We start from the raw sequence: 23,673 nt of genomic DNA, 5'->3' as shown, positions 1-23,673 counted from the left end.
CGTGGAGGAGTGGGTTTTCGTGGCTAGTGAGGGATTCGAACCCCCGAAGGCTGTGCCGGCTGATTTACAGTCAGATCCCTTTGGCCGCTTGGGTAACTAGCCGCTGCACTTTGGGTGCTCGTTGAGTTTATCTGAAAATTGCAAAAAGCGTAATTCGGGATAGATTTAGGCCATAGGAATGTAAAAATTACAGTCCAGCCCTCAATATTTACAGGATTTACATGGCCGGAATCGGTGAAGTTGCAAAACTTGCAGGAGTTTCTACTGCAACCGTCTCCCGCGCACTCAGCGGCAAAGAGCACGTATCTGATCGCGCTAAGCAGCGAGTGCTTAAGGCCGCCGCCGAACTTGGCTACGTTCCGTCGCATAACGCCTACAGTTTGGCTACCGGCCGAAATCAAAATGTCGGAATTGTGCTGCCCAAAATCACTACCTGGTTTTTTTCAACCATGGTGGCCACCATCCAGACCGAACTGGTCAATGCCGGCTTTGACGCAACCCTGTATACGCTGAGCAGCGGTAAAGAGCAGCGTGAACGAATCTTCAACGACCTGCTGCTGCGCAAGCGGGTTGATGCGGTTCTAACCATTGCTGTGCGCCCCAGCAGCAGAGAACTTGAACGTCTCAATCAGGTTGGCAAACCGATTGTTGGTGTTGGTGGTCCAATTCCGGGAGCTCGCTCTTTCTCGATTGACGATCAAGAAGCTGGTCGCCTTGCAACCGAACATCTAATTTCTCTGGGCCACACCCGAATTGGAATTATTACGGCAAGCCCAATTGATGACACTGAATTTGCCCAGCCGGTGCAGCGTCGTATGGGCTACGAGGATGCCATGAACGCGGCAAATCTGGAAATCAACTCAGCTTGGTTTGGTGAATCAAACTTTGATATCGCGCACGGCTATCATCTGGCCAAGCAATTCTTGGGAGACCCAAGAAACTCACCTTCTGCCATTTTCTGCGCAGCCGATGAGGTTGCCTTCGGGGCGATCATGGCTGCGCGAGATCTTGGGCTTCGCGTGCCTGAAGATATTTCAATTGTCGGAATTGACAATCACGAACTTGCCGAGTTTTACGGTCTCACTACGGTCTCACAGGATGTTCCCGGTCAGGCCGCGCAAGCTGCAAAGGCCCTACTCGAGATTCTGCAATCTGATGATCCGAACGCGATGACCAACTTCGAAGAAGAGCACATTTTGCCGCTTCAGCTGATTGTTCGATCTTCCACCGCCCGCGTTCGCGCCAACTAAACGAAAGGTTAAACTCGTCTCATGGCTGATTCATCGTTCGACATCGTAAGCAAAGTAGACAAAATGGAGGCGTCTAACGCCTTGACCATGGCTCAGAAAGAAATAGAGCAACGCTATGACTTCAAAGGAACCGACGCTTCAATTGAGTGGAGCGGTGAAAAGGTTTTGATGAAGGCAAACAGCGATGATCGCGTGAACGCCATCCTCGATGTTTTTCAGTCAAAACTGGTCAAACGCGGAATCTCGCTTAAGAGCCTCGATGCGGGTAAGCCTTTCGCTTCCGGTAAAGAATATCGAATTGAAGCCAGCCTGAAGCAGGGCATCGAGCAAGATCAGGCGAAAAAGATCTCAAAGATTATCCGCGAGGAAGCACCAAAATCAGTGAAGGCCCAGATTCAGGGCGATGAGCTTCGAGTGCAGAGTAAAAGTCGCGACGACCTTCAAGAAACCATTGCCTTGCTAAAGGGCAAAGATCTTGAGGTAGACCTGCAGTTCGTAAACTTCCGCTAGTCGTTAATCAAGACAATCAACCGACGGCTGATGCGATTAGTCGGAGATTGTCGTGATTGGCCCTGTTGGCGGAAACGCATTGGCCACGGCCTCACTGCGCTTTGAGTTTCTGACCACAAATCCTGCCAAAATTCCTGCGGTGATTAGCATGCCGGCCGGAATGATGAAGGCGAAGACAATGGTGGCGGCCTCGACCGCAGCACCCATTCCAATTTTGGCGACCAACATTGTCACCTGGCTTACCAAACTCATGCGGGCCATAGTCTGTGCAGTAGTCAGGCCTCTGACGTGCCCCGCGCCACTAAAGAAGGATGGCACCATCGGTGCCGTGCCCAGACCGGCAATTGCAAAGAAGAATGACGCAGTTAACATAGCCAAATACGGGTTGCTTTGACCAATGTTTGCGGCAGCAAAAACACCTAGTAGCAGTGAACTGCCGCCGATAATTCCACCCCAGTAAGCCAGTGTAGAAATGTGGTACACGCGGGTCAGTCGATCTATCGACAATCGCCCCACAATCATTGCCCCGGCAAAAACCGTGTACGGAATCGACGCAATAGCGGGACCGAGCAAGAACCCGTCGCGAGCCAAAATTGCCGACCAGTCAATCAGGGCAACCTCGGCAAAGACCCCGGTGAAGAGCCCCGCGGCCAAAAGCCAAACCTGCGGTGGTGATTTGAAGAACGGAATTTTTTTACCGTGTTTTGCCGAGGTGTGTTTTTCATCCTCGTGCTCGCCAAGAATAAGGCGGCCAAAAAATAGGTAAGAAATTAGTGCGACGCCGCCGAGGATGAGAAAGTGCACCCAGAGCTCAGTGGTAGCTGCAAGTACACCGCTGACAGCGGCGGTAATTGTGGCACCAACCGACCACGACGCGTGAAAGCGCCCGATGATTGGTTTGTTCATAATTTTTTGAAGCACCACAGTTTGTGCGTTCACCGCAATATTGAAAAATCCACCGGCAAAGTTGTTCACAAAAAATAGCGCAAAAAAGACGATTGGATTTTCGGTCCAGGCATAGCTGATGAGCATTAGCGAAAGAATTACCGAGGTAACTCGAATTACATTGCGCGAACCGAAGCGAGTAATGATTCGGTTTGATACTGAAAGACCAAGCAGCGAGCCGAGGCCTGCCAAACCCAGAATTGTTCCCCACGCAGCAAACGAAACATCAAGCCGTTCAATCAGGTCAGGAACACGAGGAATCATGGCCGTGCCCAAAATTCCCTGGGTAAAGAAAACCGCCATCAGAGCAAACTGCACCTGCTTGGCGCGCTGCGAAGTCATTGTTGCCATTAGATGCGCTTGGCCTCAATCAGCATTGCCTGCTCTGGGCGAAGTACCGGCGCACGAAGACCCAATTTAGCCAACAGGTCACCGCTCATTCGAACACCGTCGTACCACTTCGGTGGCAAAATCTGCATCGCTACGGCAGGGCCAGCAGGCTCAATTAGACGGACCAGGTAATCGGCGTTCGGGTCAAGACCGGCCAGTCTGATGTTTGCCGGACGGCTGTAAAGACTTGGTCGAAGTTGTGCCAACATGTAAAGACCTTCGGACTGGTCTTGACTAACCACGCCGTGGACCCAGGCATTTGGCTCGCTCTGATCGGCGCGAACTACGCGACCGGTGTGCAGCATTGAGCGTTTCTCTTTGTAGAAATCAACCCAGCTCTTCAAGAAAGCCCGCTCCTCAGCATTTGCTTCGGTGAGATCCCATTCGAGACCGGCGTGACCCCAAAGCGCAGTAACAGCCCTAAAGGTGTTGGTGTGAGTGCGTCCGGTTGAATGTGCCTTCACCGGACCAATGTGGGTGCCCAGCATTTCTGGTGGAATCACGATCGAGGTATAGCGATTGATACTCTGACGCTCGAGTGCATCGTTGTTGTCAGAAGTCCAGAATCGGTCGGCGTGCTCGATCATGCCCAGGTCGATTCGACCACCGCCCGAGGCGCAACTTTCAATTTCTAGACCAGGATGAGCAGCCTTCAGCTCGTCGAACATGCGGTAGATGGCTTGTGCTTGGCGTCGAACCGCAGCCTGGCCAAAGTGCGCCGGTTCGCTCAAAGTGCGGTTGTGATCCCACTTGATATAGGCGATATCGTATTCGCTCAGGATTGCGTTGACCTGGTTGAAAACGTGCTGGTAAGCCCCTTCGTGGGCCAGGTCAAGCACCAGCTGGTTGCGGTTGGTAGGTGGAACGCGATCTCCCGCGTGCAAAATCCACTCTGGGTGTGCTCGGTAAAGATCACTGTTGGGGTTGACCATTTCACCCTCGAACCAAAGCCCAAATTCCATGCCCAAAGATTTAACTTTGTCGACAATCGGGCTGAGGCCATTTGGCCAAACGTCTTTGCTAACCACCCAGTCGCCAAGCCCGGCATGGTCGTTTCGGCGAGCGCCGAACCAACCGTCATCTAAGACAAAACGCTCAACGCCGATCTCGGCTGCTGCTTCGGCGAGTGCCGACAGTTTTTCAATGTTGTGATCAAAGTAAACGGCTTCCCAAACATTCAGGGTCAGCGGGCGTGGGCGAACATTTGTGGGGTGTTTAGCGCGCGAGCGGAACATTCGGTAAGCACGGTCTGATACGCCATCAATTCCGTTTGCGGAATAGAACGCTACAACCTCGGGCGCTTCATAGCTTTCACCGCTACTCAATACAACTTCGCTTGGCAACAGCAATTCACCGGTGCCTAAGAAAGTTCGGCCGATTGCGGTGCGCTCAACGATGTGGCGGTTGTTACCCGACCAGGCCAGACTCAAACCCCAGACTTCTCCGCGCTCGAAAGTGGTTCCGTTTGGCATAGCGAACTGAACGATCGTGTAGTCGTGGCCACTTCGACCCTCGCGGCCCTCGCGAACCCAAGTACCGACGTTGATAGGCAAAGTCTGAGGTTGGCGCTCATTCATCCAGCGGCCGTGAAAATCAAGAATCTCGCTGGTGTAATCAGGAACCGGCAGGTAGGCAGTCAAAGCATTGACCATGAATTCGGTAAGGCCGAGGTTGGTGACTTTTTGCGAGACCTTTAGAACACCCTGCGGTTCAAGAACAAATTTGGCGCTTACCTCTAGTTCAGCAGCTGCGTCAACCGAGGTGAATGTAACCGAGTTGCCGTGCTGCTCGGTGCGAACCAAATTGAATTTATGACTGAAGTCACGACCAACTCTTGAACCCACCAATGCCGGCTCACCAATAAAACCTCGAGCATTTTCGCGCCAAATACCGATTGTCTCTGGGTGATCAAAGTCGCAGTGCGGAGTTGGCTCAAGCTGCGCCTGAACGATGTCGCCTGGGTTGGTGATGGCTGAACCCCAGTACAGAACCGCAGGAGTGTTAGCCGAGGTGTCGATGACTACCGAAACCCCATCTGCTTTCAGGTGAATCAAAGTCTCGATGAGGTTTTGCGACATTTATTAGCCCTTCGCGGTTGTTTCGAAATCTTGTCGGTCGAATAACTTTATGCGTTCGCGACCCTCGGTTTCACCAAGTTCGCGTTCTTTGGCATCAACTTTCAACCAACCTGCCCAGTCAATCACTTTTACCCCGCGATCATTGAGCAGTTTGTCAATTTGTGATTCTTCTGGTGAAGCTGGCTGCCACCAGGTTTCACGATCGGCAATTATGTTGCCGATGGTTTCTAGGGCATCGCTCTTGGTGTGGCCAATCAGGCCGACTGGTCCACGCTTAATCCATCCGGTTGCGTAAACACCGGGGATGGCTTTGCCCTGAGAATCGAGCACTCGGCCACCGTCGTTTGGAATCACACCCGACTTAGCGTCGTATGGAATTTCGGTTAGAGGCGAACCGAAGTAACCGACGGCTCGGTAAACGGCTTGAACATCGAAAGTTCTGAACTCGCCGGTCGGCACTACGCCGCCCTTGCCATCCAATTCGGTGCGTTCAATTTTTAGGCCGACAACTTTGCCATCTTCGCCCAAAACCTCAACCGGGGCAGAGAAAAAGTGCAGGTGCAACCGGCGCTGACCGCCCGTTTGCTTTTCTTCACGAAGTTGTTCGAGGGTGTTTACCATCACTCGGGTTTGGTTATTGCTATCGATTGCCTGCTGCGAACCTTCGTCGTATTTGAAGTCTTCGTCATAAACAATGGCGTCAACTCCCTCGATGTGGCAAGCCTCACGTAGCTCTAACGGGGTGAACTTAACCTGGGCTGGGCCGCGGCGTCCGAACACGTGCACATCGGTGACCGGCGAATTTTTGAGACCCTCGTAGACGTGAGCCGGAATGTCGGTGGAGAGCATATCGTCGGGCAGCTTCGCCAAGACGCGAGCCACGTCCAGTGCCACGTTTCCGTTTCCGATAACAGCAACCTGCTTTGCGTTTAGTGGCCACTGGCGCGGAAAATCAGGGTGAGCGTCATACCAGTTCACGAAATCGGCGGCTCCGTAAGAACCATCCAAGTCAATGCCGGGGATGTTTAGGTCGGCATCTTTGATGGCGCCGGTGGCAAAAATCACTGCGTTATAGTGCTGTTTTAAATCTTCAAGGGTGATGTCTTTGCCGTACTCAACGTTGCCAAAGAAGCGAATGTCACCGCGGTCGAGCACTTCGTAGAGGGCTCGAATAATGCCCTTGATTCGTGGATGATCGGGGGCCACACCGTAGCGAACCAATCCGTAAGGAGCGGGCAGTAAATCAAAAAGGTCAATTGAAACTTCGAAGTCGCGAAGTTCCGATTTGATTAGCAGGTCAGCCGCGTAAATTCCGGCCGGGCCAGCACCAACAATTGCAAGACGCAACTTTGACATTTGTTCCTTTGATTAGTTGTTTCGGTCTACTACTGCTTTGGCAAACTCGATTAGAGCATTCTTTACCGCACCATCTGGCAGCTGAGCTAGTGCGTCAATTGCGTCATCAGCCCAGCGCTTGGCCTCGAGATATGATTCATGGAAAACCGAGTGTGCACGAAGTCGCTGCAGCACTTCGGCAAGTTTTTCATCTTCTGCCAAGCCACCGTCGATCAGTTCAAGCAACGCTGTCGCCTCTGAATCTTGAGCTGCCGCTGCCTTGCGAAGCAGCAAAACCGGAAGGGTTGGCACACCAGCGCGCAGATCGGTGCCCGGAGTTTTGCCCGATGGCCCTTCTTCTGAGATGTCGATTACATCATCGATGAGTTGGAATGCAACACCAATCTTTTCGCCGAAAATTCGAACCGGTTCACGCAGTGACTGGTCGGCGCCCGAGAGCATGACACCTAACTGTGCTGCCGCCGAAATTAGTGAGCCGGTTTTGTCAGCCAAAACATCGACGTAAAAATCGAACGGATTTTGATTTTCGGCGGGGCCAATGGTTTCGTGCAGTTGACCGAGGCATAGTCGCTCAAATGTTTCTGCCTGCAGGGTGAGTGCATCTTGACCGAGGTTTGAGCCGACAACCGATGCCCGCGCGAACAATAGATCACCGGTCAGAATGGCCACTGAATTTCCCCAGATGGTTTGCGCTGTGGCCACACCGCGTCGCATTGGCGCGTCATCCATGACATCGTCATGGTAAAGAGTAGCCAGGTGAGTTAGCTCAACAACTACCGCGGCGTCGACCACGTCTTGGTTGACCCCGGCACCCAACTGAGCGGTAAGTAGAGCGAGAGTTGGACGAACGCGTTTTCCGCCAGCGTCAACAAGGTGGCGGCTAGCTTTGCCAATAATTGCCTCGGTGTGCGAAGACGAATCTTTTAGTTTTTGTTCGACCTTTTCGAGACCAGCCTCTAGATTCTGCAGCAACTGCCGATCGGCAACCTTGCGAAGTTGCTTGGGCAGTTTCAGCGCGCTCACTTGGCCTTCTTCGATGCGGTTTTTTGAGATTTGGCCGCAGGTTTGCTGGCCAAAGGTTTGAACCCAACATGCACCGCAACAATTCCAAGGCTGAGGTTTTTGAAGCTAACTTTTTCAAAACCTGCTTTTTCCAGCTTGGTAGCTAACTCGGTTTGGGTCGGCCAAGCCATGATTGATTCGGCCAAGTAACTGTAGGCCTCGGGTGTCTTGCTGACCAAGCCCGAAACCAGCGGCAGCAACCGATTGAGGTAAAAGTTATAAAACGGACGCAGCAGCGGATTGGTCACGCGCGAGAATTCACAAATTACCGTGCGGCCGCCGGGCTTAAGCACACGAAGCATTTCGGCCAAAGCAGCGTCTACGTCGACAACATTGCGAAGACCAAATGAAATTGTGGTGGCGTCGAATTCTTCGGCGCCAAACGGCAGATTGGTGGCATCGGCATAGATGAACTGCAGCTGCGGATGACGTTTACGCCCCTCGGCTAGCATTCCTTCGGAAAAGTCGCTGGCAATAACCTCGACCCCCGGCAAAGCAAAAGCGGCAGAAGATGTGCCAGTGCCGGCAGCTAGGTCAAGAATTTTCTGCCCTGACTTTGGAGCAATCAGCTTTCGAACCGAATGGCGCCATAGGCGAGCCTGCCCAAACGATAGTAGATCGTTGGAAATGTCGTAAGTCGGTGCAACCTCATCAAACATCGCAGCGACTTCGGCCGGTTTTTTGGCCAAATCAGCTTTGCTCACCCAATAAGTTTACTTGCGTCTGATTGCGCGAGAACTCACCACTGCAGCCAGGCCCAATGCTGAAATCAACATGGCAATTAAACCGAAACTGGCTGCTTCAACAAATTTTTCAGCCGGTGTTTTCAGGGTGTAGCGAATTGATGAGATTTCGATGGGTTCACCAACAAAAACCGTGATGTTTTCAGCAGTCTTCGGCACAACGGTGACTGTTTTATTCGTGTTTGAGATCTGCGGAATTGTGGCCTCTAGGTTGCTAAGCGAGGCAGAACCAAAGACTTGGTCATCTTCAGAGTTAGATCCGGAGGATGTTGAATTCTGCTCGGATGATTCAGGACCGCCTAGACTCGCCCCGCCCACTGAAGCGCCGGCTGAGTCGTCTGAGTCGTCTTCGAGCTCGGTTTTCTGAGTTTTAGAACTTTGAGTCTTTGGCGTTTCGCCGAGGTTAGCCTGAATTTTTTTTGGTCGTACAACCAGAGGAGGCATCTGTAGGTGCTCGCGTGGACCATATTTTCGTTTGATTTCGTCACGAACCTTTTTCTCAAGGTCGTCGTGATCCTGGCCTACTTCTTGATACAGCTCAATTTCGCCACCTTCATCATCGTCTGATGCTGTTGCCGGCGCTGCCGAGAATAATGCTGAAGAAAAAACAATTGCCGAAATAAGAACGGCGCTAACCGACTTCTTATTCACAGGCACTCCATTGAGGTTAGGCTTTTCGAGGTTTCTAAATTCAGGTTAGCCAGCGGTTTAGCCAGAAAAAACCCGCAATGTTTCATTCACAGGCAACACACAGAATACGAATCGAGGGCGAAGTGCGCATTAGTGTGACAACGACTCGTCTCGAAGTTTCTGATTTTGACCTGACCAAACATTTGCCAGATAACCCACTCGCATTTGTTAGACAGGGCGACGGCCTTATCGGATTTGGTGAAGCGCTAACGCTCACGGCCAGCGGGGCTGATCGAATCGAAAACCTGGCCAAACAATGGCGCGAGCTAACCGAACAAGCATCGGTATCGGATTCGGTAAACCTTCCCGGTAGCGGCTTAATTGCTTTTGGCGCTATTGCTTTTGCTGATTCAAGTAAAGTAACCAGCCGCCTGATAGTGCCAAAATTACTGGTTGGCAAGCGTGACGACCGCGTCTGGCTAACTCGCGTGCAAATTGAAGACGGTGCGCCAGCGGATCAGAACGCGATTGCCGGCACCGCATCGATAGACCCAGATTTCTTTAGCACTGAGCAGCAGTATCGAGCCGAAACCAGAATGGACTTAAAACCTGGGCAGGTTACCGAAGCCCATTTTGAGGATTTGGTTTCTGAAGCTGTGGCCGAAATCAAAGCCGGAAACCTCAATAAGGTAGTGCTGGCCCGTGACCTTCAAGCTGAACTACCTGAGAATTTTGATGTCCGGCCGGCCCTGCTAAAACTAACCGACCGCTTTCCAACCTGCTGGGTTTATTCGGTAGCCGGTAGCTTCGGTGCATCACCTGAACTTTTGGTTCGAGTTTCACATGGCCAGGTGTCTGCCCGAGTGCTTGCTGGCACCGCTGGACGAGGTACCGACCCCGGAGTAGACCAAGCCATTGCAACCGCTTTGTCCAACTCAGAAAAAAACATTCGCGAGCACTCATTCGCTGTTGAATCACTGGTGTCAAAACTTGAGCCCCTCTGCGAACACGTCGACGCCGACCCCAAGCCTTTTAGTTTGGCGCTGCCCAATGTTTGGCACCTGGCCACCGATGTGCACGGAGTGCTGAACGCAAATTCTTCAGTGCTCGATGTTGCCGCCGCATTGCACCCCACCGCCGCGGTCGCCGGTACTCCTCGAGACAAAGCACAACAGCTGATCGAAAAATTGGAACAGGTTGATCGTGGACTCTACGCCGGTCCGGTTGGCTGGATCGGCGCCGATGGCGATGGTGAATGGGCAATTGCTCTGCGCGGTGCTCAAATCAGCGACCGACAACTGGTTGCCTTTGCCGGCTGCGGAATTGTTTTTGATTCGGAACCGGCATCCGAGTTTGCCGAAACCGAATTGAAGTTTTCGCCTATCCGCCAGGCCTTGGCTAGTCTTTAGGCATGACCGACACTCGCCAACCTGGGATTCACCGCGCTTGGATTGTCGCAGCAGTAACCTTTCTAACCTTGATTGCCGCCGCTGCATTTAGGTCGACAACCTCGGTGCTGTTCGAACCACTTGAGTCAGATTTTGGCTGGAGTCGAACCGATACTTCTCTTGCAGTCACAGTGAACCTGGTTTTCTATGGATTGACTGCCCCGTTTGCAGCTGTCTTCATGGAGCGGTTCACCATTCGACGCACTGTCATCATTGCACTCGCACTGATCGGTTTCGGAACCGGCTTGACCGTTTTCATGACCGAGGTCTGGCAGTTGGTCTTGCTGTGGGGAGTTTTTGTCGGACTGGGTACCGGCTCTTTGGCATTGGTCTTTGGTGCAGTCGTGGCGAACCGCTGGTTCGAGACCCGCAAGGGTTTGGTAACCGGTATTTTTTCGGCCGCCTACGCGACCGGGCAACTGCTCTTTCTACCCCTGATAGCCGCTTTGGTGATGCAGGTTGGTTGGCAAATCGGTTCGCTGATAGTGACCGCATTCGTGATGTTTGTGATGCCAATCTTCTGGACAGGATTTCGCGAAAAGCCTGCCGACGTGGGTCTTTTGCCCTACGGTGCAACCACCGAACGAGTTGAGCAGAAGGCTCCAAGCACCGCTCGTGAAACCCTAAGCACCCTGCGAGCGGCCATGCAATCGAAGGCCTTCTGGATTTTAGCCGGCACATTCTTTGTCTGCGGTTGGACAACCAACGGCCTGATCGGTGCCCACTTCATCCCGGCGGCACACGATCACGGTATGCCGGCAACAACCGCAGCCGGACTTCTCGCCCTGGTGGGCATCTTCGACTTCATCGGCACCATTGGTTCCGGCTGGCTGACCGACCGCGTTGATTCGAGAATCTTGCTGGTCATCTACTACGGTTTTCGCGGTTTAGCGCTGTTTACAGTTCCATTTGTTTTGGGGCCGACAGTCGAACCCCCGCTGATGTTCTTCGTGGTCTTTTACGGACTTGACTGGATAGCAACGGTGCCACCGACTATTGCGCTAACTCGTAAGTACTTTGGTCTTGCCAAGACCGGGGTAATTTACGGATGGATTTTTGCCAGCCACATGGTTGGTGCCGCGATTGCTGCGGCTTTCGCCGGCCTAATTCGAGATGTGCAGGGCGACTACTTTATCGCTTGGATTACCGCAGCTGTGCTCTGTTTAGTCGCAGCCGGGTCTTTCATATTTTTACGCAACGACCAAAAACTAGTCGCCGAACAGTAGCCAAAAAATTACAGTCGCACGTCAACCAACACTCGGCCGGTAGCGACTAAGGCCTGCTGAAGTTCATCCTGGTTTTCAACACGCAAATACTGCCAACCGTAAGCCTGAGCCAGATGCCAAAGATCAACTTGCTGAGGTGTCTTAAAGAGTTTTGTAAAGGTTTTTTGACTAAGTGTCTTGGCCATTTCCAGGCTTTCAAAAATCGTTCCGCCGTTGTCATTGCCCACTACCAATTGAATGTTTAGTTCGGGCTCACTGTGATCAACTACCAACGAGGATGCATCGTGCAGCAACGTGAGATCGCCGAGCAATACCCTGGTAGTGCCCTCTTGATTTACCTGAGCAATTCCGGTTGCGGTAGCAATAGTGCCGTCGATGCCGGCTAATCCGCGGTTGGCGAAAACTGCGACCGGTTTGGCCGGAGCCCACAATTCAGCCTCACGGATCAACCTAGATGCACCCAGCACAATTCGGTCGTCATTTTCACTTGCAGCCCAAACCGCGCGCACCAGCGAAGCGCGGTTTAATTCGCCCGCGGGTGCCGAGTTCTGCTGAGCCACCTCATCAGCTGCCCGCCACTGCTCGAGCCAGTGAAAATCAACCTCGTCGTCCACCGAAACTTCGTCGACAATGTGGGTTGCGCGGCGGGAGACATCAAAGTGCCCCATCTGCTGGCTGCGCACCACCACTACCTCGATTTTGCTGTTGAACAGCAATCGAATTACTGAGCGGCTTAGGGTTGGTTTTCCGAAAACCACAACCCGGCCAATTTCCTGCGCCAGCTGGCTTTGTTCATCGAGCATTCGGCGATAGCCAACAATCGCGTTTGAACCATATCGAGCGCCCGAGGATGGCTCGGCGAACAACGGCCAGCCCCAAGATTCAGCCAGTTCAACTGCCGCTTCACCGGCGTTTGCGCCAGCCAAAACTACAGTTGGAATTTTTGAATCGAGTTGCACAAATTCAGGTCGCCACTGTGATCTCTGGGGCAGGTGCACGATTGGATTCAACTGGGCTGCATTTGGCTCGGTTGCCGATAGCGGTTCGCGAAAAGCAAGATTCAACTGCACTGGCCCAGGCTGGTCACCGTCGAAACCCAGAGCTACCGCGATGGCATTTGCCGCCAATTGCGCTGCCTCGATCCCCTCGCCGTCGTTTCCGTTAGGTGCAGGAACATCAACGCACTCGCGAACCGCGTCGGCAAATATGCCCACCTGATTTGTGGTTTGGCTAGCGCCAACACCGCGCAGTTCGTGTGGTCGATCCGCAGTGAGCAGAATCATCGGCACACCAGAGTGATGTGCTTCAAGCACCGCAGGATGAAGGTTGGCGACCGCAGTACCGGAGGTGGTTATTACGATTGCCGGTTCACCCGAACCGATTGCCGAGCCCAATGCTTGAAACCCCATTGAACGCTCGTCTAGCCGAACGTGTAAATCAATTTTGTTGGCTTCAGCAAGTTGTCCGGCAGCAATTGCTAGCGCCTGCGATCTTGCCCCAGGAGCTAGAAAAACTTGAGTTACTCCTGCTTTAGTAAAACTAGCGAGCAATTGGGCGGCAAAATTTTGCGCGGGCGAAATCACTTAGTTTCCGCCTGAGGTTCCTCGCCAGAATCTTTTTCGTCGTCTTTTTTCTTTTCGCGCTCTAAGCGCTCGGCTAGATCTCGTAAAAATCTTGGGTCGTCATCCGGAGCAACGGTTTTAGTTTTACGCTGTTGGGGTTTGTTACCAATCGGCCTACCAATGATTAGGTATAGTAACCCGCCGATGATGGGCACCACAGCGCAGAGCAAGACCCACAACCACTTTGGTAGTGATCGAACTTCATTTTTGTTGGCACTGGCAGCAAAAACTGTCACAAAAATTGTGAAAATTCCGACTACCGCAACTGAAAAGACAACCCATCTCATGTTGTTAACTCTAACCAGCGAAAAACTTAGACTTATTCCATGAAGAATCCATGGTTGCTCTACATCTCAATTCGTCTCGGACTATTTATCGGCATTTTGGTGCTGCTTATTCTGCTCGGTTTTGACGAAATTTTTGCAGCCCTGATCGCGGCCGCGGTTTCTCTCGCTGTCTCGCTAATTTTCTTCGGCAAGCAACGCAACGCTTTGTCAGAGGCTATTTACAACTGGTCTAAGCGCAAAGACGACGGCGACACCAAAGCCGAGGATGGCGATCAGTAACTAAAAGCTAGACAGCAACGGCTGCCAGACCAAAGCCAACTAACAACCCAAAGCTAAGCGCAGCAAAGCTGGTTAGTTTCAGTGCCAAAATTAGTTCTTTTGCCGATTTTTCGGTGGCCACAATCAGCGTTATCGGAATCACAAAAAACAGTGCCGCGTATCCAAAAATGGTTGCAGGGTAAAGCAACGTAAGCGGAGCCAGCAGCGCTAGTGGCGCCCAAATCATCAAATAGAAGACTGCCTTCGCCCAGCGTTTTCCTAGTTTCACGGCCAAAGTTCGCTTACCCGCCTTGATGTCGGTTTCGATGTCACGGATGTTGTTGACCATCAAAACTGCGGCAGCGAGAGAACCCAACGCCGCGCCGCCGATAAGCGAGTTGAAGTCAAAGTAACCGATCTGGATGAAGGCCGTGCCGTAGGTAGCCACAATTCCGAAAAATATAAAAACTGCGAGTTCGCCAAAACCGGCATACCCGTAAGGGCTTTTACCCCCGGTATAAAACCAAGCCGCAATAATTGCGGCCGCACCGACGGCTAAGAACCACCACTGCTCGGTTATCAAAACGATTACTGCACCGGCTAATCCGGCGAGCGCAAAACTGGCGAATGCGGCGAGTTTTACCGACTCGGGGCGCACCGACTTTGATCCGGTGAGACGCAGCGGGCCGACTCGAAAATCATCGGTGCCACGAATGCCGTCCGAGTAATCGTTTGCATAGTTGACCCCGATCTGCAGAGCAAGTGCGACCGTGAGCGCTAATACCGTGAGCAAAATATCGAACGCTTGAATGGCTGCAGCGGCACCTGCACCCAGAGCAACCGGAGCAATGGCTAGCGGAAGGGTGCGCAGACGAGCGCCCTCAACCCATAATTTCCAAGCCGATTTCTGCTTCTTCTTCTTGCTCAAGCGGTCTCCTGAAAGATCTGTTTTACGGCTACCAAATCGGTCTTGCCGTTAGCCAACTTTGGCAGTTTATCGACCCGCACAACTCGCACCGGTCGGCCAGCGGGACCAAGCAGTTCGGTTAGTTGGGCAACCATGGTGTCGGCAACCTCTGGGCTTCCGACGTAGGCGATGCCAACCCGCTGGCCCCACTGAGCATCATCGATCGCGCAAGCTGCCAAATCGGTTACGCCAACTACCGGGTTAACCAACTGCTCAACCTGGTCGAGAGCAATTTTGAGCCCGCCGGAAATGATGACTCGATCAACCCGACCGAGAACTTTCAAACTGCCGCCAGCATCGATTAACCCGAGATCGCTGGTAACGAAGTAACCGTCATCGTTGGTTTCAACATTGGCCAACATCGGACCCTTGATCTGGATTGGGCCAGAATCAACTCGCAATTCGACCCCAGCCAGAGGAAGGCCGTTATAAACGCAGCCGCCGCAAGTTTCAGTCATTCCATAGGTGACCACAACGTTGAGCCCAAGATAGCGAGCACGGTTGAACAGGTTTTCATCCACGGCTTGGCCACCAATCAGAATGGCGTCGAAGCGTTTCAGCTGCTGAAGTACAAATTCATCCTGGTTGGCTGCTTCAAGAAGTCGAATTAGCTGTGTCGGCACCAAAGCGGTAAATCGTTTTTCACCGGTCATTTTGCTAGCCCATTGCGAGAAGGCTTCTGCGGTAAATGGCACTGCCGTGTTCATCATCACTGGCTGGGTGCCGGCCACGACAGATCGAACTAGCACGTTCAATCCGGCGATGAAGTTGAGCGGCAGAGCCAAAAGCCACTGCGAACGGTTTTCTTCCGCCCCAATGGCAAGCGCCGATGCGTGAGCTGAGGCCAGTAGCGCGTCGCGCGAAATTTCAATCCGTTTCGGTTTTCCAGTTGAACCGGATGATTCGACAATCAGCGCGACCGAATCGTCAACTTCGTCAGGTAAGTCAAAAACCTCAGGCATTTTGCCGTTCACTTCTGGAGCAGTGACAAAAACTGCCTGTTTGCCTTCGAGTACTTCAGTAATGGCCAATAGGGCACCAAAGGTGTCGTTAGCGGCGATAAGTTTTAGGGGCTTCGACATGGTTCTTCGAGTTGTGTCAGTGCTGTTTCTGTCTAAAAATGCCAAGGATACGCCGACCAGTCTGGCTCGCGCTTTTGCAAAAATGAGTCTCGGCCTTCGACAGCCTCATCGGTGCCGTAAGCCAATCGGGTTGCCTCTCCGGCAAAGAGTTGTTGGCCTACCAATCCATCGTCAACAGCGTTGAAAGCAAATTTCAACATGCGGATGGACTGCGGCGATTTCCGAAGAATTTCAGCCGCCCACTCAACGCCGGTTTTTTCGAGGTCGACGTGCGGAACAACCTTATTAACCACGCCAAGCTCGTAAGCGCGCTGGGCCGAGTACTCTTCGCCCAAAAAGAAAATTTCCCGTGCAAACTTTTGACCAACTTGACGAGCCAGATAGGCGCTGCCATAGCCGGCATCGAATGAGCCCACGTCGGCATCGGTCTGCTTAAATTTGCCGTGCTCAGCACTGGCGATTGATAAATCGGCAACTACGTTGAGCGAGTGCCCACCACCAGCAGCCCAACCCGAAACGAGGGCGATAACCACTTTAGGCATAAACCGAATAAGACGCTGAACTTCAAGGATGTGCAACCGACCCGAACGTGCTGCATCGATAGATTCAGCAGTTTCACCTTCGGCATATTTGTAGCCGTCGCGGCCTCGCACGCGCTGATCGCCACCGCTGGAGAACGCCCAGCCACCATCTTTAGCCGATGGTCCGTTGCCGGTTAGTAAAACAACTCCCACTTTTGAATCCATGCGCGCATGGTCAAGGGTTTGATAAAGCTCGTCTACAGTTCGTGGCCTGAATGCATTTCGAACCTCAGGTCGATTGAAGGCAATTCGAACAATGCCCAAATCGTTGTGGCGGTGATAGGTAACATCCTCGAGAAATTCGAAGCCAGGCACCGTGTGCCAAATGCGTTCGTCAAAAAGCTCGGAAACCTTGGATGTCATGAACCTAGACTAACAATGTGAACGTTAGCCAGGTAGCCCCTCTAAGTGAACTGCTCGGCAGTGCGGCAGTGGTTTCGATTGGTTTGCGCACCAGGTTTCGCGGCCTGCTCGAGCGTGAAGCGCTGCTTTTCAAGGGCCCTGAGGGTTGGGCAGAGTGGTCACCTTTCACTGAATATTCTGATGAAGAGGCGGCTGTTTGGTTGCGGGCAGCAATTGAGTTTGCCTACCAACCCACGCCCGCGTTGCAGCGAAACCAAATTGGCATCAACGCAACCTTGCCTGCGGTTGGCCCAGACCAGGTCGAAAAAGTTTTGGGCAGATTTGGCCGTTTTGCGACGGTAAAAATCAAGGTTGTTGAGCATGGTGAAGATCTCTCGGCAGACTTGGCTCGCATCAACAGAGTGGTTGAGCTTTTTCCGGATGCGAAAATTCGACTGGATGCCAACGGCGGTTACACCGTGCTCGAGGCGCTGAACCTTTCAAAAACGTTGCTTGAAAACAAGGTGCCTCTCGAATATCTTGAGCAACCGGTCGCCTCTATAGGCGAGCTTGCCCAACTTAGAGTCGAGCTCAAGCGAAATGGTCTCGAAGTCCAAATTGCGGCCGATGAGTCAATTCGCAAAGCAACCGATCCGATGGCGGTAGTGCATGCCAGCGCAGCCGACATCCTGGTTTTGAAAGCAGCGCCGTTGGGCGGAATTCGGCAGGCGCTTGAGATTGCGGCTGAGGCAGCATTGCCGGCTGTTGTCTCTAGCGCTCTCGAAACTTCGGTCGGGTTGAGCATGGGGGCACACTTAGCTGCAGCCTTACCAGAACTGACTTTTGACTGTGGGCTGGGAACAGCAAGCCTGCTAATCGGCGACGTCTCGTCAAGTCCGCTAAAGGTGATCGACGGACAACTTGAGGTGCGTCGAGTCGAGGTTGACCAATCAAGACTCGACACATTCAGAGCCGAAGATCACCGCGCCGATTGGTGGCTTGAGCGACTCGAGCGTTGCTACAAGCTGCTCTAACAGCCGCGGCTCTCGTTTAAAGACCGCTGTAAACGTGCAACCCCTTGAAGAACAGGTTGACGATGGTGAAGTTGAAAATCACCGCGGCAAAACCAACCAGCGACAGCCAGGCCGAACGCTTTCCGGTCCAACCGCGAGTCGCGTTGGCGTGCAGGTATCCGGCGTAAAGCACCCAGATGATGAAGGTCCAAACCTCTTTGGTGTCCCAGCCCCAATAGCGGTGCCAGGCGCGCTCTGCCCAAATTGCACCAGCAATAAGAGTGAAGCTCCAGAGAATGAATCCGATGATGTTGAACCGATAGGCAAGCTTCTCTAATTTTTCGCTGGTTGGAAACAAATCAAGAACGCGGCGGGTAGCTGCAATGCCTTTAGTTTTTCCGGTCTTTAGCCACTTAGCCTCGCGGAACAGGTAACCGATAGAAAGGCCCGCTCCGATGTTGAAAAAGGCGGTGGCCAAAACAGCCACGATTACGTGAATAACCAGCCAGTAGCTCTGCAGTGCCGGCATCAAAGACTTAACTTCAACGTAGAAAACCGAAGTGGCGATACCCAAAACCAAGAGCACAAAACCGCTGATAAATGTCGAAATGAAGCGGATTTCTTTGATTTTTAGAGCGGTGATGTAAATCAAAACCACGATAAAAGTTCCGGTGATTGTGAATTCGTACATGTTTGCCCAAGGCACACGAGCAGCCGCGATACCGCGCAAAAGCACACCCACGAAGTGCACGGCAGCAGCCAGAATCAAAACCACATTGCCGATTTTCTCTAGCTTGGTTGCCCCGCCCCGAACATCGACTTTTTCTGATGCCAACTTTGAAAGGTGGGTGGCAAAGACTAGGAATGCCGCGGTGTAAAACGCCATCGAAATGTAGATGAATAGCAAAGAAAGCTGCGACAGCGGCTCATTCAAAACAATCTGCATTAATTTGATTCCTTATCTTGGTTCACCAATTGCTTGGCTAAATCTTCGACAATAATTTCCAAACTCGGATCGTCACCGCGAGCTAGTGCGGCAACTTCAAAGCCTGATGCTGTGCGCTTCACCCAGACTCGACGACGAGGCACCAACAGACTCACCGTTACGCCAGCCAAAGCTAGTAGCGCGAAAAGCAAAACCCAAATGCCACCTGGGTTGTAACTGACATCTAGCGAGGCAAATCGCTTGATGCCATCGAAGGTGACCGTGCCCAAGTTGTTTGGTAACTCGGCAGTTTCGCCCACGCTCAGGCGCAGACCTTTCACACCGCTTTTGCCGCCGGCAACCTGGATCATCTCAGATGTGTCAAGTGCATAAACGTTCTTCGGAATTCCCTGATCGAGCCCCAGATCGCCCTCGTAAATGTTGAGTGTCACCATCGGGTCAATTGGTGCCGGATATAGCGAGGTAAGGGCACCGCTTTCTAGTTCATCAACGGTTGGGTAGAAAAATGCGATCGAGCCAAATTGTTTTGCCGCATCAGGAACCTTTATTACACCTAGTGATGTGTAGCGGGCATCCTGAGGCAAAAATGGGGTGGCCCCCGAGAAAGTTACGGTTCCGTCTGGGTCGCGGAAAGTGAGTTCTGGGGCATAACCGTTTCCGGTCAGGTAAATGTTCGCGCCCGGTAATTCAAAAGGCTGATTGACTCGGATAACTCCGCTAGCCGATTCTTGATCACGTCCGGGCAAAACCGCCGAGACAAATGCGCGAAAGTCGAGCGGCATTCCGATGTTGGTTTGGTTGATCAAATCAAAATCGACCTCGAATTTTTCTAGACTCAAGGCAAAAGTGGTGAGTTTGTCTTCACTGAAAAATGTGCCCGGCGAGAAAGAATCGTAGCCGGCAAGGTTATTCACAAAAGTTTCACCCTCGACCAAAACGCGCTGTCCGCTATAACTTGAGCCGCCGCCGACACCGACCGCAATCAGCACACCAATCAACGAAAGGTGGAACACAAGGTTGCCGGTTTCACGCAGGTAGCCGCGCTCAGCAGAAACCGAGTTTCCCTGAATCTCGGCGCGATAGCCCTGCTTCTTCAGCAGATTAAAGGCGCGCTCGACAACATCCGCGGTTTCTGAATCGGCAATTTTTACTTCGGTAAAAGCAGGCATGCGCGAAAGCTTGCTCGGGGTGGCAACTACAGATTCACGCAGGTTTCTGATGTGAACTGCAGTTCTGGGCAGCACACAGCCAATCAAAGAAATAAACAGCAGGATGTAGATTGCCGAAAACCAGACCGAAGTGTAGACATCAAACATTTGCAGGGCATCAAGCACCTGGGCCAGTTGCGGCTCGCGATCGAAAAATTGTGTGACACCGTTTGGGTCGGCACTGCGCTGCGGGTAAACCGAACCTGGCACAGCCGCTACCGCAAGCATCAGCAACAGCAACAGTGCTGTGCGCATCGAGGTGAGTTGACGCCAGATCCATCTACCCCAGCCCAACAGGCCTAATTGGGGTTGCTCAATCGGTTGCTCAAACCGCTCGTCGATCACTCGATCGGATGCGCTAGATGATGAGTTGGAAATTTCCAAGCACCTCCAACTGCAACCAAGCGACGAATACGTTCCATAAACCGGTGACCATCAGTACACCGAGGGCGATGAGCAACGCACCGCCAAAGATATTGAAAGCCCGGATGTGCGCTTTGACAAATTGAACCGATTTAGTGGCCCACTTGAATCCCGCGGCAATAGCCACGAACGGCAATCCGATACCCAGCGCGTAAATAAACGCCAACAGGGCCCCTTTGGCTGGGTCGCCTGTGTTGGTGGCCAGAGTTAGCACCGCGGCAAGTGTTGGCCCAATGCACGGGGTCCAGCCGAGGCCAAAAGCGATGCCCAGTAGTGGTGCGCCAACCAGGCCAAGTTTTGGTGAAACCTGAAATTTCAACGTTCGCTGCATGAAAGAAAATTGGCCAACCAGCACCAGGCCAAACAAAATTACAAAAATTCCTAGGATGCGCTGCACCCAAATTAGGCCGCTGGAATAAACCAGTGCACCGAGGCCCCCAAATAGAGCGCCGAATGAAACAAACACCAGCGAGAAGCCCAGAATAAATAACCAAGTGCCGAGCATCAGCCGTGACTTTTCACTGCTCAGGCCAGATACGAAACCCAGATAACCCGGGATGAGCGGCAACACACATGGGCTGAGAAAAGAAATCAGACCTGCAAGCAGTGCGAGTGGCATTGCCGCCAAAAGCGAACCGTTGAGAATGACTTCGCCCGGATTCACTACTGCGCCGCCACGGTCTTGATCAGTGTGGAAAGAATCGACTTGTCGATTCGCCCAAGAATACGGGCCGACACCTTGCCCTCTTTATCGATCACCAATGTGGTGGGCACTGCCTGAGGGGTGACAATTCCGGTGAAAGCCAGAACCACCGAACCCTTGGCGGCATCGATAATTGACGGCCAGGTGATGCCAAATTTCTTATCAAAAGCAATGGCCGTTTCGGCTGAATCGCGAACATTCACGCCAACGAACTGAACATCTTTGTATTCGGCAGCAAGGGCTACCAAATCTGGTGCTTCTGCTCGGCATGGGGCGCAGCCGGCATACCAAAAGTTAATTACCTGCACTACCCCGGCAAGGTTTGCACTGTCGAGGATTGCGCCGCTCTCAGTTGGGCCAGACCACTCAACCGGCCCTGGTCGCGATCCGGGGGCAAATTCGGTTACCGTGCCATCACCGGCGATGTAGTTTTTGTTGTCGCCAGCTCGAAATTGTTCGGCCAGCGAGTCGTTTGCCGTGCAGCCTGAAACTGACAGCGCAACTGCGCCGGTTAGGGCAAGACCAATAAGTTTCTTAGTCCAGGTTTTCACTAAACCGCTCCCCGATCAATGGCTCGGGCCAGGTCGGCAGGACGCTGGTAATCGACTTCGGCAAAAGAATTTCCGACCCGTTCGATTGAAGTGATGCTGCTCAGATCGACCCGGCGCTGTTTCGGATTGTGCTGCAGCGGGCGACCAGAGAGAGTTCGCTTCACGATTTCAATAGGCAGCTGGTGAGAAACCAAAACCACATCGCCGCTCTCGGTTTGCTCCCATGCCTCGTGGATAACCTCGAGCATCCGCTTTGAAATTTGCTCGTAGGGCTCACCCCAACTGGGCGTTTTTGGGTCGCGCAGGTGCAACCACAGATGCGGCCGAGTAGCCAAGTATTTGGCGCTCAGCGGCCGACCCTCAAAGACATTGGTGGGTTCGAGCAAGCGATCGTCAAGGATGGGTTTTAGGCCAAAAAGTGAGGCCACCGGGGCCGCTGATTCTTGAGTGCGCTGCAAGGGGCTTACGTAGAGAGCCGAAATTTTTCGCTGCTGATTCTTTAAATTGACCGCGGCGCTGTGGGCCATCGACTGACCCAATTCACTGAGTCGAAAATTTGGTAGCCGACCGTAAAGCACACCGTTTGGATTGTGCACTTCGCCATGGCGAATTAGGTGGATACGGTGGGCGGGCATGCCTACAAGTCTACCCTCGGCTAAACTTACAAACTAAAGCCTTCAGACTCTTCTCAGGCTTCTTTAGCAATTATGAAAGCCAGGTTGTTCATGCGCGAGCGCACACTTGTCAAAGACCTTGCGGCACGTGCCGATGGTCCAGTTGTTTTGGGTGGCTGGGTTGAGAAACTTCGCGATCAGAAGCGCATCCAGTTTGTGATTTTGCGCGACGAATCAGGCGATGTTCAGGTCACCTACCCGCGACCAGTTATCGACGAACAGCCGGATGAGAATGACGCGCTCGCTGCCAAGATTTCTACCTTGACCAGCGGATCGTTTGTCTGGGTTACCGGACGCCTGGTTCACGATGAGCGCGTCAAACTGGGCGGTCTTGAAATCCAACTTGAAGACCTCGAGATTGTTACTCTCGCTGACCCAATCAGCCCAATCGCTGAAGACACCTCAATCGATAAGCGACTCGACTGGCGCTTCTTAGATCTCCGTCGCACCGAGATGAACTTGGTTTTCCAAATTCAAACCACCATTGAAGCTGCCTGGCGCGAATACTGGGTTGAAAACGGGTTTGTCGAAATTCACTCGCCGAAGCTGATGGCTTCACCTTCTGAATCAAACGCCGAACTTTTCAAGCTCGAGTACTTTGAGGGCAATGCCTACTTGGCACAATCTCCTCAGTTCTATAAGCAAATGGCAATGATGTCGGGCTTGGGCCGAATTTTTGAAATCGGCCCAGTGTTTAGAGCTGACCCATCATTTACCTCGCGTCACGCCACCGAATTCGTCTCGGTAGACATCGAAGTCTCATGGATTGACTCACATGAAGACATCATGGCGATTCAGGAGCAACTGCTTCACCGAGCCATCAGCGCGGTCAAAGAAAAGCACGGCGACGAGATTCTTAAGCACTTCGGTGTTGAGGTTCAGGTTCCGAGCATTCCGTTCCCAAGAATTTCGCTGAACGATGCCGTCGAAATCATCAAGCAGCGCGGCCACAGCGTTGAGCGAGCCGGTGACCTAGACCCAGAGGGCGAGCGTCAGATTGCGGCTCACGTGGCCGAAGAATTTGGTCACGAGTTTGTTTTCGTGACCGACTATCCGGCAACTGTTCGCCCGTTCTATCACATGCGTCACGAAGACAATCCGGCACTGACCAAGAGCTACGACCTAATTTGGCGCGGGACCGAAATCACCACCGGTGCGCAGCGTGAACACCGTCTAGATGTTTTGATCGAGCAGGTAAAGCAAAAAGGTCTAGAGCCAGAGGGTCTGCAGACCTACCTTGACTTCTTCAAGTACGGAGCCCCGGCCCACGGTGGTTTCGGCATGGGTCTACTGCGTGTTTTGATGTTGCTGTTGCACCAGCCAAACATTCGCGAAGTCGGCTTCCTGTTCCGCGGGCCAAACCGTCTAGAGCCTTAAG

23 protein-coding genes and 1 tRNA gene are annotated in these 23,673 nt (G+C 52.7%); 7 read left to right on the top strand and 17 right to left on the bottom strand.

Annotated features, from left to right (window positions below; all coding sequences use genetic code 11):
- Positions 1 to 20: 20 nt before the first annotated feature.
- Positions 21 to 102 (bottom strand) — tRNA-Tyr (locus A4Z71_RS00875).
- 119 nt (positions 103 to 221) lie between these two features.
- Between A4Z71_RS00875 and A4Z71_RS00870 the strand changes: the two genes are divergently transcribed.
- Positions 222 to 1,250: a LacI family DNA-binding transcriptional regulator gene (locus A4Z71_RS00870; RefSeq protein ID WP_070954113.1), complete on the top strand. Its 1,029-nt coding sequence runs from the start codon at positions 222 to 224 to the stop codon at positions 1,248 to 1,250.
- Positions 1,251 to 1,271: 21 nt separating this feature from the next.
- Positions 1,272 to 1,760: a YajQ family cyclic di-GMP-binding protein gene (locus tag A4Z71_RS00865; RefSeq protein ID WP_070954112.1), complete on the top strand. Its 489-nt coding sequence runs from the start codon at positions 1,272 to 1,274 to the stop codon at positions 1,758 to 1,760.
- A 36-nt stretch (positions 1,761 to 1,796) separates the two neighbouring features.
- Here the strand turns inward: A4Z71_RS00865 and A4Z71_RS00860 are convergent, their stop codons facing one another.
- Genes A4Z71_RS00860 through A4Z71_RS00835 form a run of 6 tightly spaced genes read right to left on the bottom strand, consistent with a single transcriptional unit; the run spans position 1,797 to position 8,985 of the window.
- On the bottom strand, positions 1,797 to 3,056 hold the full coding sequence (locus A4Z71_RS00860) for an MFS transporter (protein ID WP_070954111.1): 1,260 nt from the start codon (positions 3,054 to 3,056) through the stop codon (positions 1,797 to 1,799).
- The gene (locus A4Z71_RS00855) at positions 3,056 to 5,173 is read right to left on the bottom strand and encodes an alpha-galactosidase (RefSeq protein ID WP_070954110.1); all 2,118 of its coding nucleotides are present in this window, start codon (positions 5,171 to 5,173) and stop codon (positions 3,056 to 3,058) included. Before A4Z71_RS00855 ends, A4Z71_RS00860 begins: the two co-directional genes overlap by 1 nt.
- Positions 5,174 to 5,176: 3 nt before the next feature.
- On the bottom strand, positions 5,177 to 6,529 hold the full coding sequence (locus tag A4Z71_RS00850; RefSeq protein WP_070954109.1) for an FAD-dependent oxidoreductase: 1,353 nt from the start codon (positions 6,527 to 6,529) through the stop codon (positions 5,177 to 5,179).
- 12 nt (positions 6,530 to 6,541) lie between these two features.
- Positions 6,542 to 7,552, bottom strand: a complete 1,011-nt coding sequence (locus A4Z71_RS00845; protein WP_070954108.1) for a polyprenyl synthetase family protein — start codon at positions 7,550 to 7,552, stop codon at positions 6,542 to 6,544.
- The gene (gene ubiE / locus A4Z71_RS00840) at positions 7,549 to 8,295 is read right to left on the bottom strand and encodes a bifunctional demethylmenaquinone methyltransferase/2-methoxy-6-polyprenyl-1,4-benzoquinol methylase UbiE (protein ID WP_070954107.1); all 747 of its coding nucleotides are present in this window, start codon (positions 8,293 to 8,295) and stop codon (positions 7,549 to 7,551) included. The genes A4Z71_RS00845 and ubiE overlap by 4 nt, the downstream gene beginning before the upstream one ends.
- 9 nt (positions 8,296 to 8,304) lie before the next feature.
- Positions 8,305 to 8,985, bottom strand: a complete 681-nt coding sequence (locus A4Z71_RS00835) for a hypothetical protein (protein ID WP_070954106.1) — start codon at positions 8,983 to 8,985, stop codon at positions 8,305 to 8,307.
- Between the two features lie 77 nt (positions 8,986 to 9,062).
- Here A4Z71_RS00835 and A4Z71_RS00830 point away from each other — a divergent pair, with 77 nt between their 5' ends.
- Both A4Z71_RS00830 and A4Z71_RS00825 read left to right on the top strand, forming a co-directional pair.
- Positions 9,063 to 10,373, top strand: a complete 1,311-nt coding sequence (locus A4Z71_RS00830; protein ID WP_084028362.1) for an isochorismate synthase — start codon at positions 9,063 to 9,065, stop codon at positions 10,371 to 10,373.
- Positions 10,374 to 10,375: 2 nt separating this feature from the next.
- Positions 10,376 to 11,638 (top strand): MFS transporter, encoded by a 1,263-nt coding sequence (locus A4Z71_RS00825; protein ID WP_070954105.1) that lies wholly within the window; start codon positions 10,376 to 10,378, stop codon positions 11,636 to 11,638.
- A gap of 8 nt (positions 11,639 to 11,646) precedes the next feature.
- Here the strand turns inward: A4Z71_RS00825 and menD are convergent, their stop codons facing one another.
- A complete protein-coding gene (gene menD, locus A4Z71_RS00820) occupies positions 11,647 to 13,221 on the bottom strand; it encodes a 2-succinyl-5-enolpyruvyl-6-hydroxy-3-cyclohexene-1-carboxylic-acid synthase (protein WP_070954104.1) in 1,575 nt (524 codons plus the stop codon).
- On the bottom strand, positions 13,218 to 13,547 hold the full coding sequence (locus A4Z71_RS00815; RefSeq protein WP_070954103.1) for a PLDc N-terminal domain-containing protein: 330 nt from the start codon (positions 13,545 to 13,547) through the stop codon (positions 13,218 to 13,220). Before A4Z71_RS00815 ends, menD begins: the two co-directional genes overlap by 4 nt.
- Positions 13,548 to 13,586: 39 nt before the next feature.
- Here A4Z71_RS00815 and A4Z71_RS00810 point away from each other — a divergent pair, with 39 nt between their 5' ends.
- Entirely contained in the window at positions 13,587 to 13,826 is a 240-nt protein-coding gene (locus A4Z71_RS00810; RefSeq protein WP_070954102.1) for a DUF4229 domain-containing protein, read from the top strand.
- A 7-nt stretch (positions 13,827 to 13,833) separates the two neighbouring features.
- Here the strand turns inward: A4Z71_RS00810 and A4Z71_RS00805 are convergent, their stop codons facing one another.
- From A4Z71_RS00805 to A4Z71_RS00795, 3 genes are read right to left on the bottom strand one after another with little or no spacing between them, the layout of a single operon-like run.
- Complete coding sequence (locus A4Z71_RS00805) at positions 13,834 to 14,733, bottom strand: 1,4-dihydroxy-2-naphthoate polyprenyltransferase (protein ID WP_070954101.1); 900 nt, start codon at positions 14,731 to 14,733, stop codon at positions 13,834 to 13,836.
- The gene (locus A4Z71_RS00800) at positions 14,730 to 15,854 is read right to left on the bottom strand and encodes an AMP-binding protein (RefSeq protein WP_084028361.1); all 1,125 of its coding nucleotides are present in this window, start codon (positions 15,852 to 15,854) and stop codon (positions 14,730 to 14,732) included. The genes A4Z71_RS00805 and A4Z71_RS00800 overlap by 4 nt, the downstream gene beginning before the upstream one ends.
- Positions 15,855 to 15,886: 32 nt before the next feature.
- Complete coding sequence (locus A4Z71_RS00795; RefSeq protein ID WP_070954100.1) at positions 15,887 to 16,798, bottom strand: 1,4-dihydroxy-2-naphthoyl-CoA synthase; 912 nt, start codon at positions 16,796 to 16,798, stop codon at positions 15,887 to 15,889.
- 17 nt (positions 16,799 to 16,815) lie between these two features.
- Between A4Z71_RS00795 and A4Z71_RS00790 the strand changes: the two genes are divergently transcribed.
- Positions 16,816 to 17,811 (top strand): o-succinylbenzoate synthase, encoded by a 996-nt coding sequence (locus tag A4Z71_RS00790; RefSeq protein ID WP_070954099.1) that lies wholly within the window; start codon positions 16,816 to 16,818, stop codon positions 17,809 to 17,811.
- A gap of 16 nt (positions 17,812 to 17,827) precedes the next feature.
- Here A4Z71_RS00790 and ccsB read toward each other — a convergent pair whose 3' ends face one another.
- Genes ccsB through A4Z71_RS00765 form a run of 5 tightly spaced genes read right to left on the bottom strand, consistent with a single transcriptional unit; the run spans position 17,828 to position 22,256 of the window.
- Positions 17,828 to 18,736 carry a c-type cytochrome biogenesis protein CcsB gene (gene ccsB, locus A4Z71_RS00785; RefSeq protein ID WP_070954098.1) on the bottom strand — a complete coding sequence of 303 codons (909 nt, stop codon included), beginning with the start codon at positions 18,734 to 18,736 and terminating at the stop codon, positions 17,828 to 17,830.
- Entirely contained in the window at positions 18,736 to 20,328 is a 1,593-nt protein-coding gene (gene resB, locus A4Z71_RS00780; protein ID WP_236858542.1) for a cytochrome c biogenesis protein ResB, read from the bottom strand. Before resB ends, ccsB begins: the two co-directional genes overlap by 1 nt.
- A complete protein-coding gene (locus A4Z71_RS00775) occupies positions 20,303 to 21,031 on the bottom strand; it encodes a cytochrome c biogenesis CcdA family protein (RefSeq protein WP_236858541.1) in 729 nt (242 codons plus the stop codon). The genes resB and A4Z71_RS00775 overlap by 26 nt, the downstream gene beginning before the upstream one ends.
- Positions 21,031 to 21,621, bottom strand: coding sequence for a TlpA family protein disulfide reductase (locus A4Z71_RS00770; RefSeq protein WP_070954097.1), 591 nt, complete (start codon positions 21,619 to 21,621; stop codon positions 21,031 to 21,033). Before A4Z71_RS00770 ends, A4Z71_RS00775 begins: the two co-directional genes overlap by 1 nt.
- Complete coding sequence (locus A4Z71_RS00765) at positions 21,621 to 22,256, bottom strand: histidine phosphatase family protein (RefSeq protein WP_070954096.1); 636 nt, start codon at positions 22,254 to 22,256, stop codon at positions 21,621 to 21,623. The genes A4Z71_RS00770 and A4Z71_RS00765 overlap by 1 nt, the downstream gene beginning before the upstream one ends.
- A gap of 90 nt (positions 22,257 to 22,346) precedes the next feature.
- Between A4Z71_RS00765 and aspS the strand changes: the two genes are divergently transcribed.
- Complete coding sequence (aspS, locus tag A4Z71_RS00760; RefSeq protein ID WP_070955175.1) at positions 22,347 to 23,672, top strand: aspartate--tRNA(Asn) ligase; 1,326 nt, start codon at positions 22,347 to 22,349, stop codon at positions 23,670 to 23,672.
- Position 23,673 lies beyond the last annotated feature (1 nt).

It is taken from the genome of Candidatus Rhodoluna planktonica (genome assembly GCF_001854225.1).
GTDB classification, from domain to species: Bacteria; Actinomycetota; Actinomycetes; order Actinomycetales; family Microbacteriaceae; genus Rhodoluna; species Rhodoluna planktonica.
Note: the sequence above shows the minus strand (reverse complement) of the source record. Positions and strands in the feature narration are given on the sequence as shown.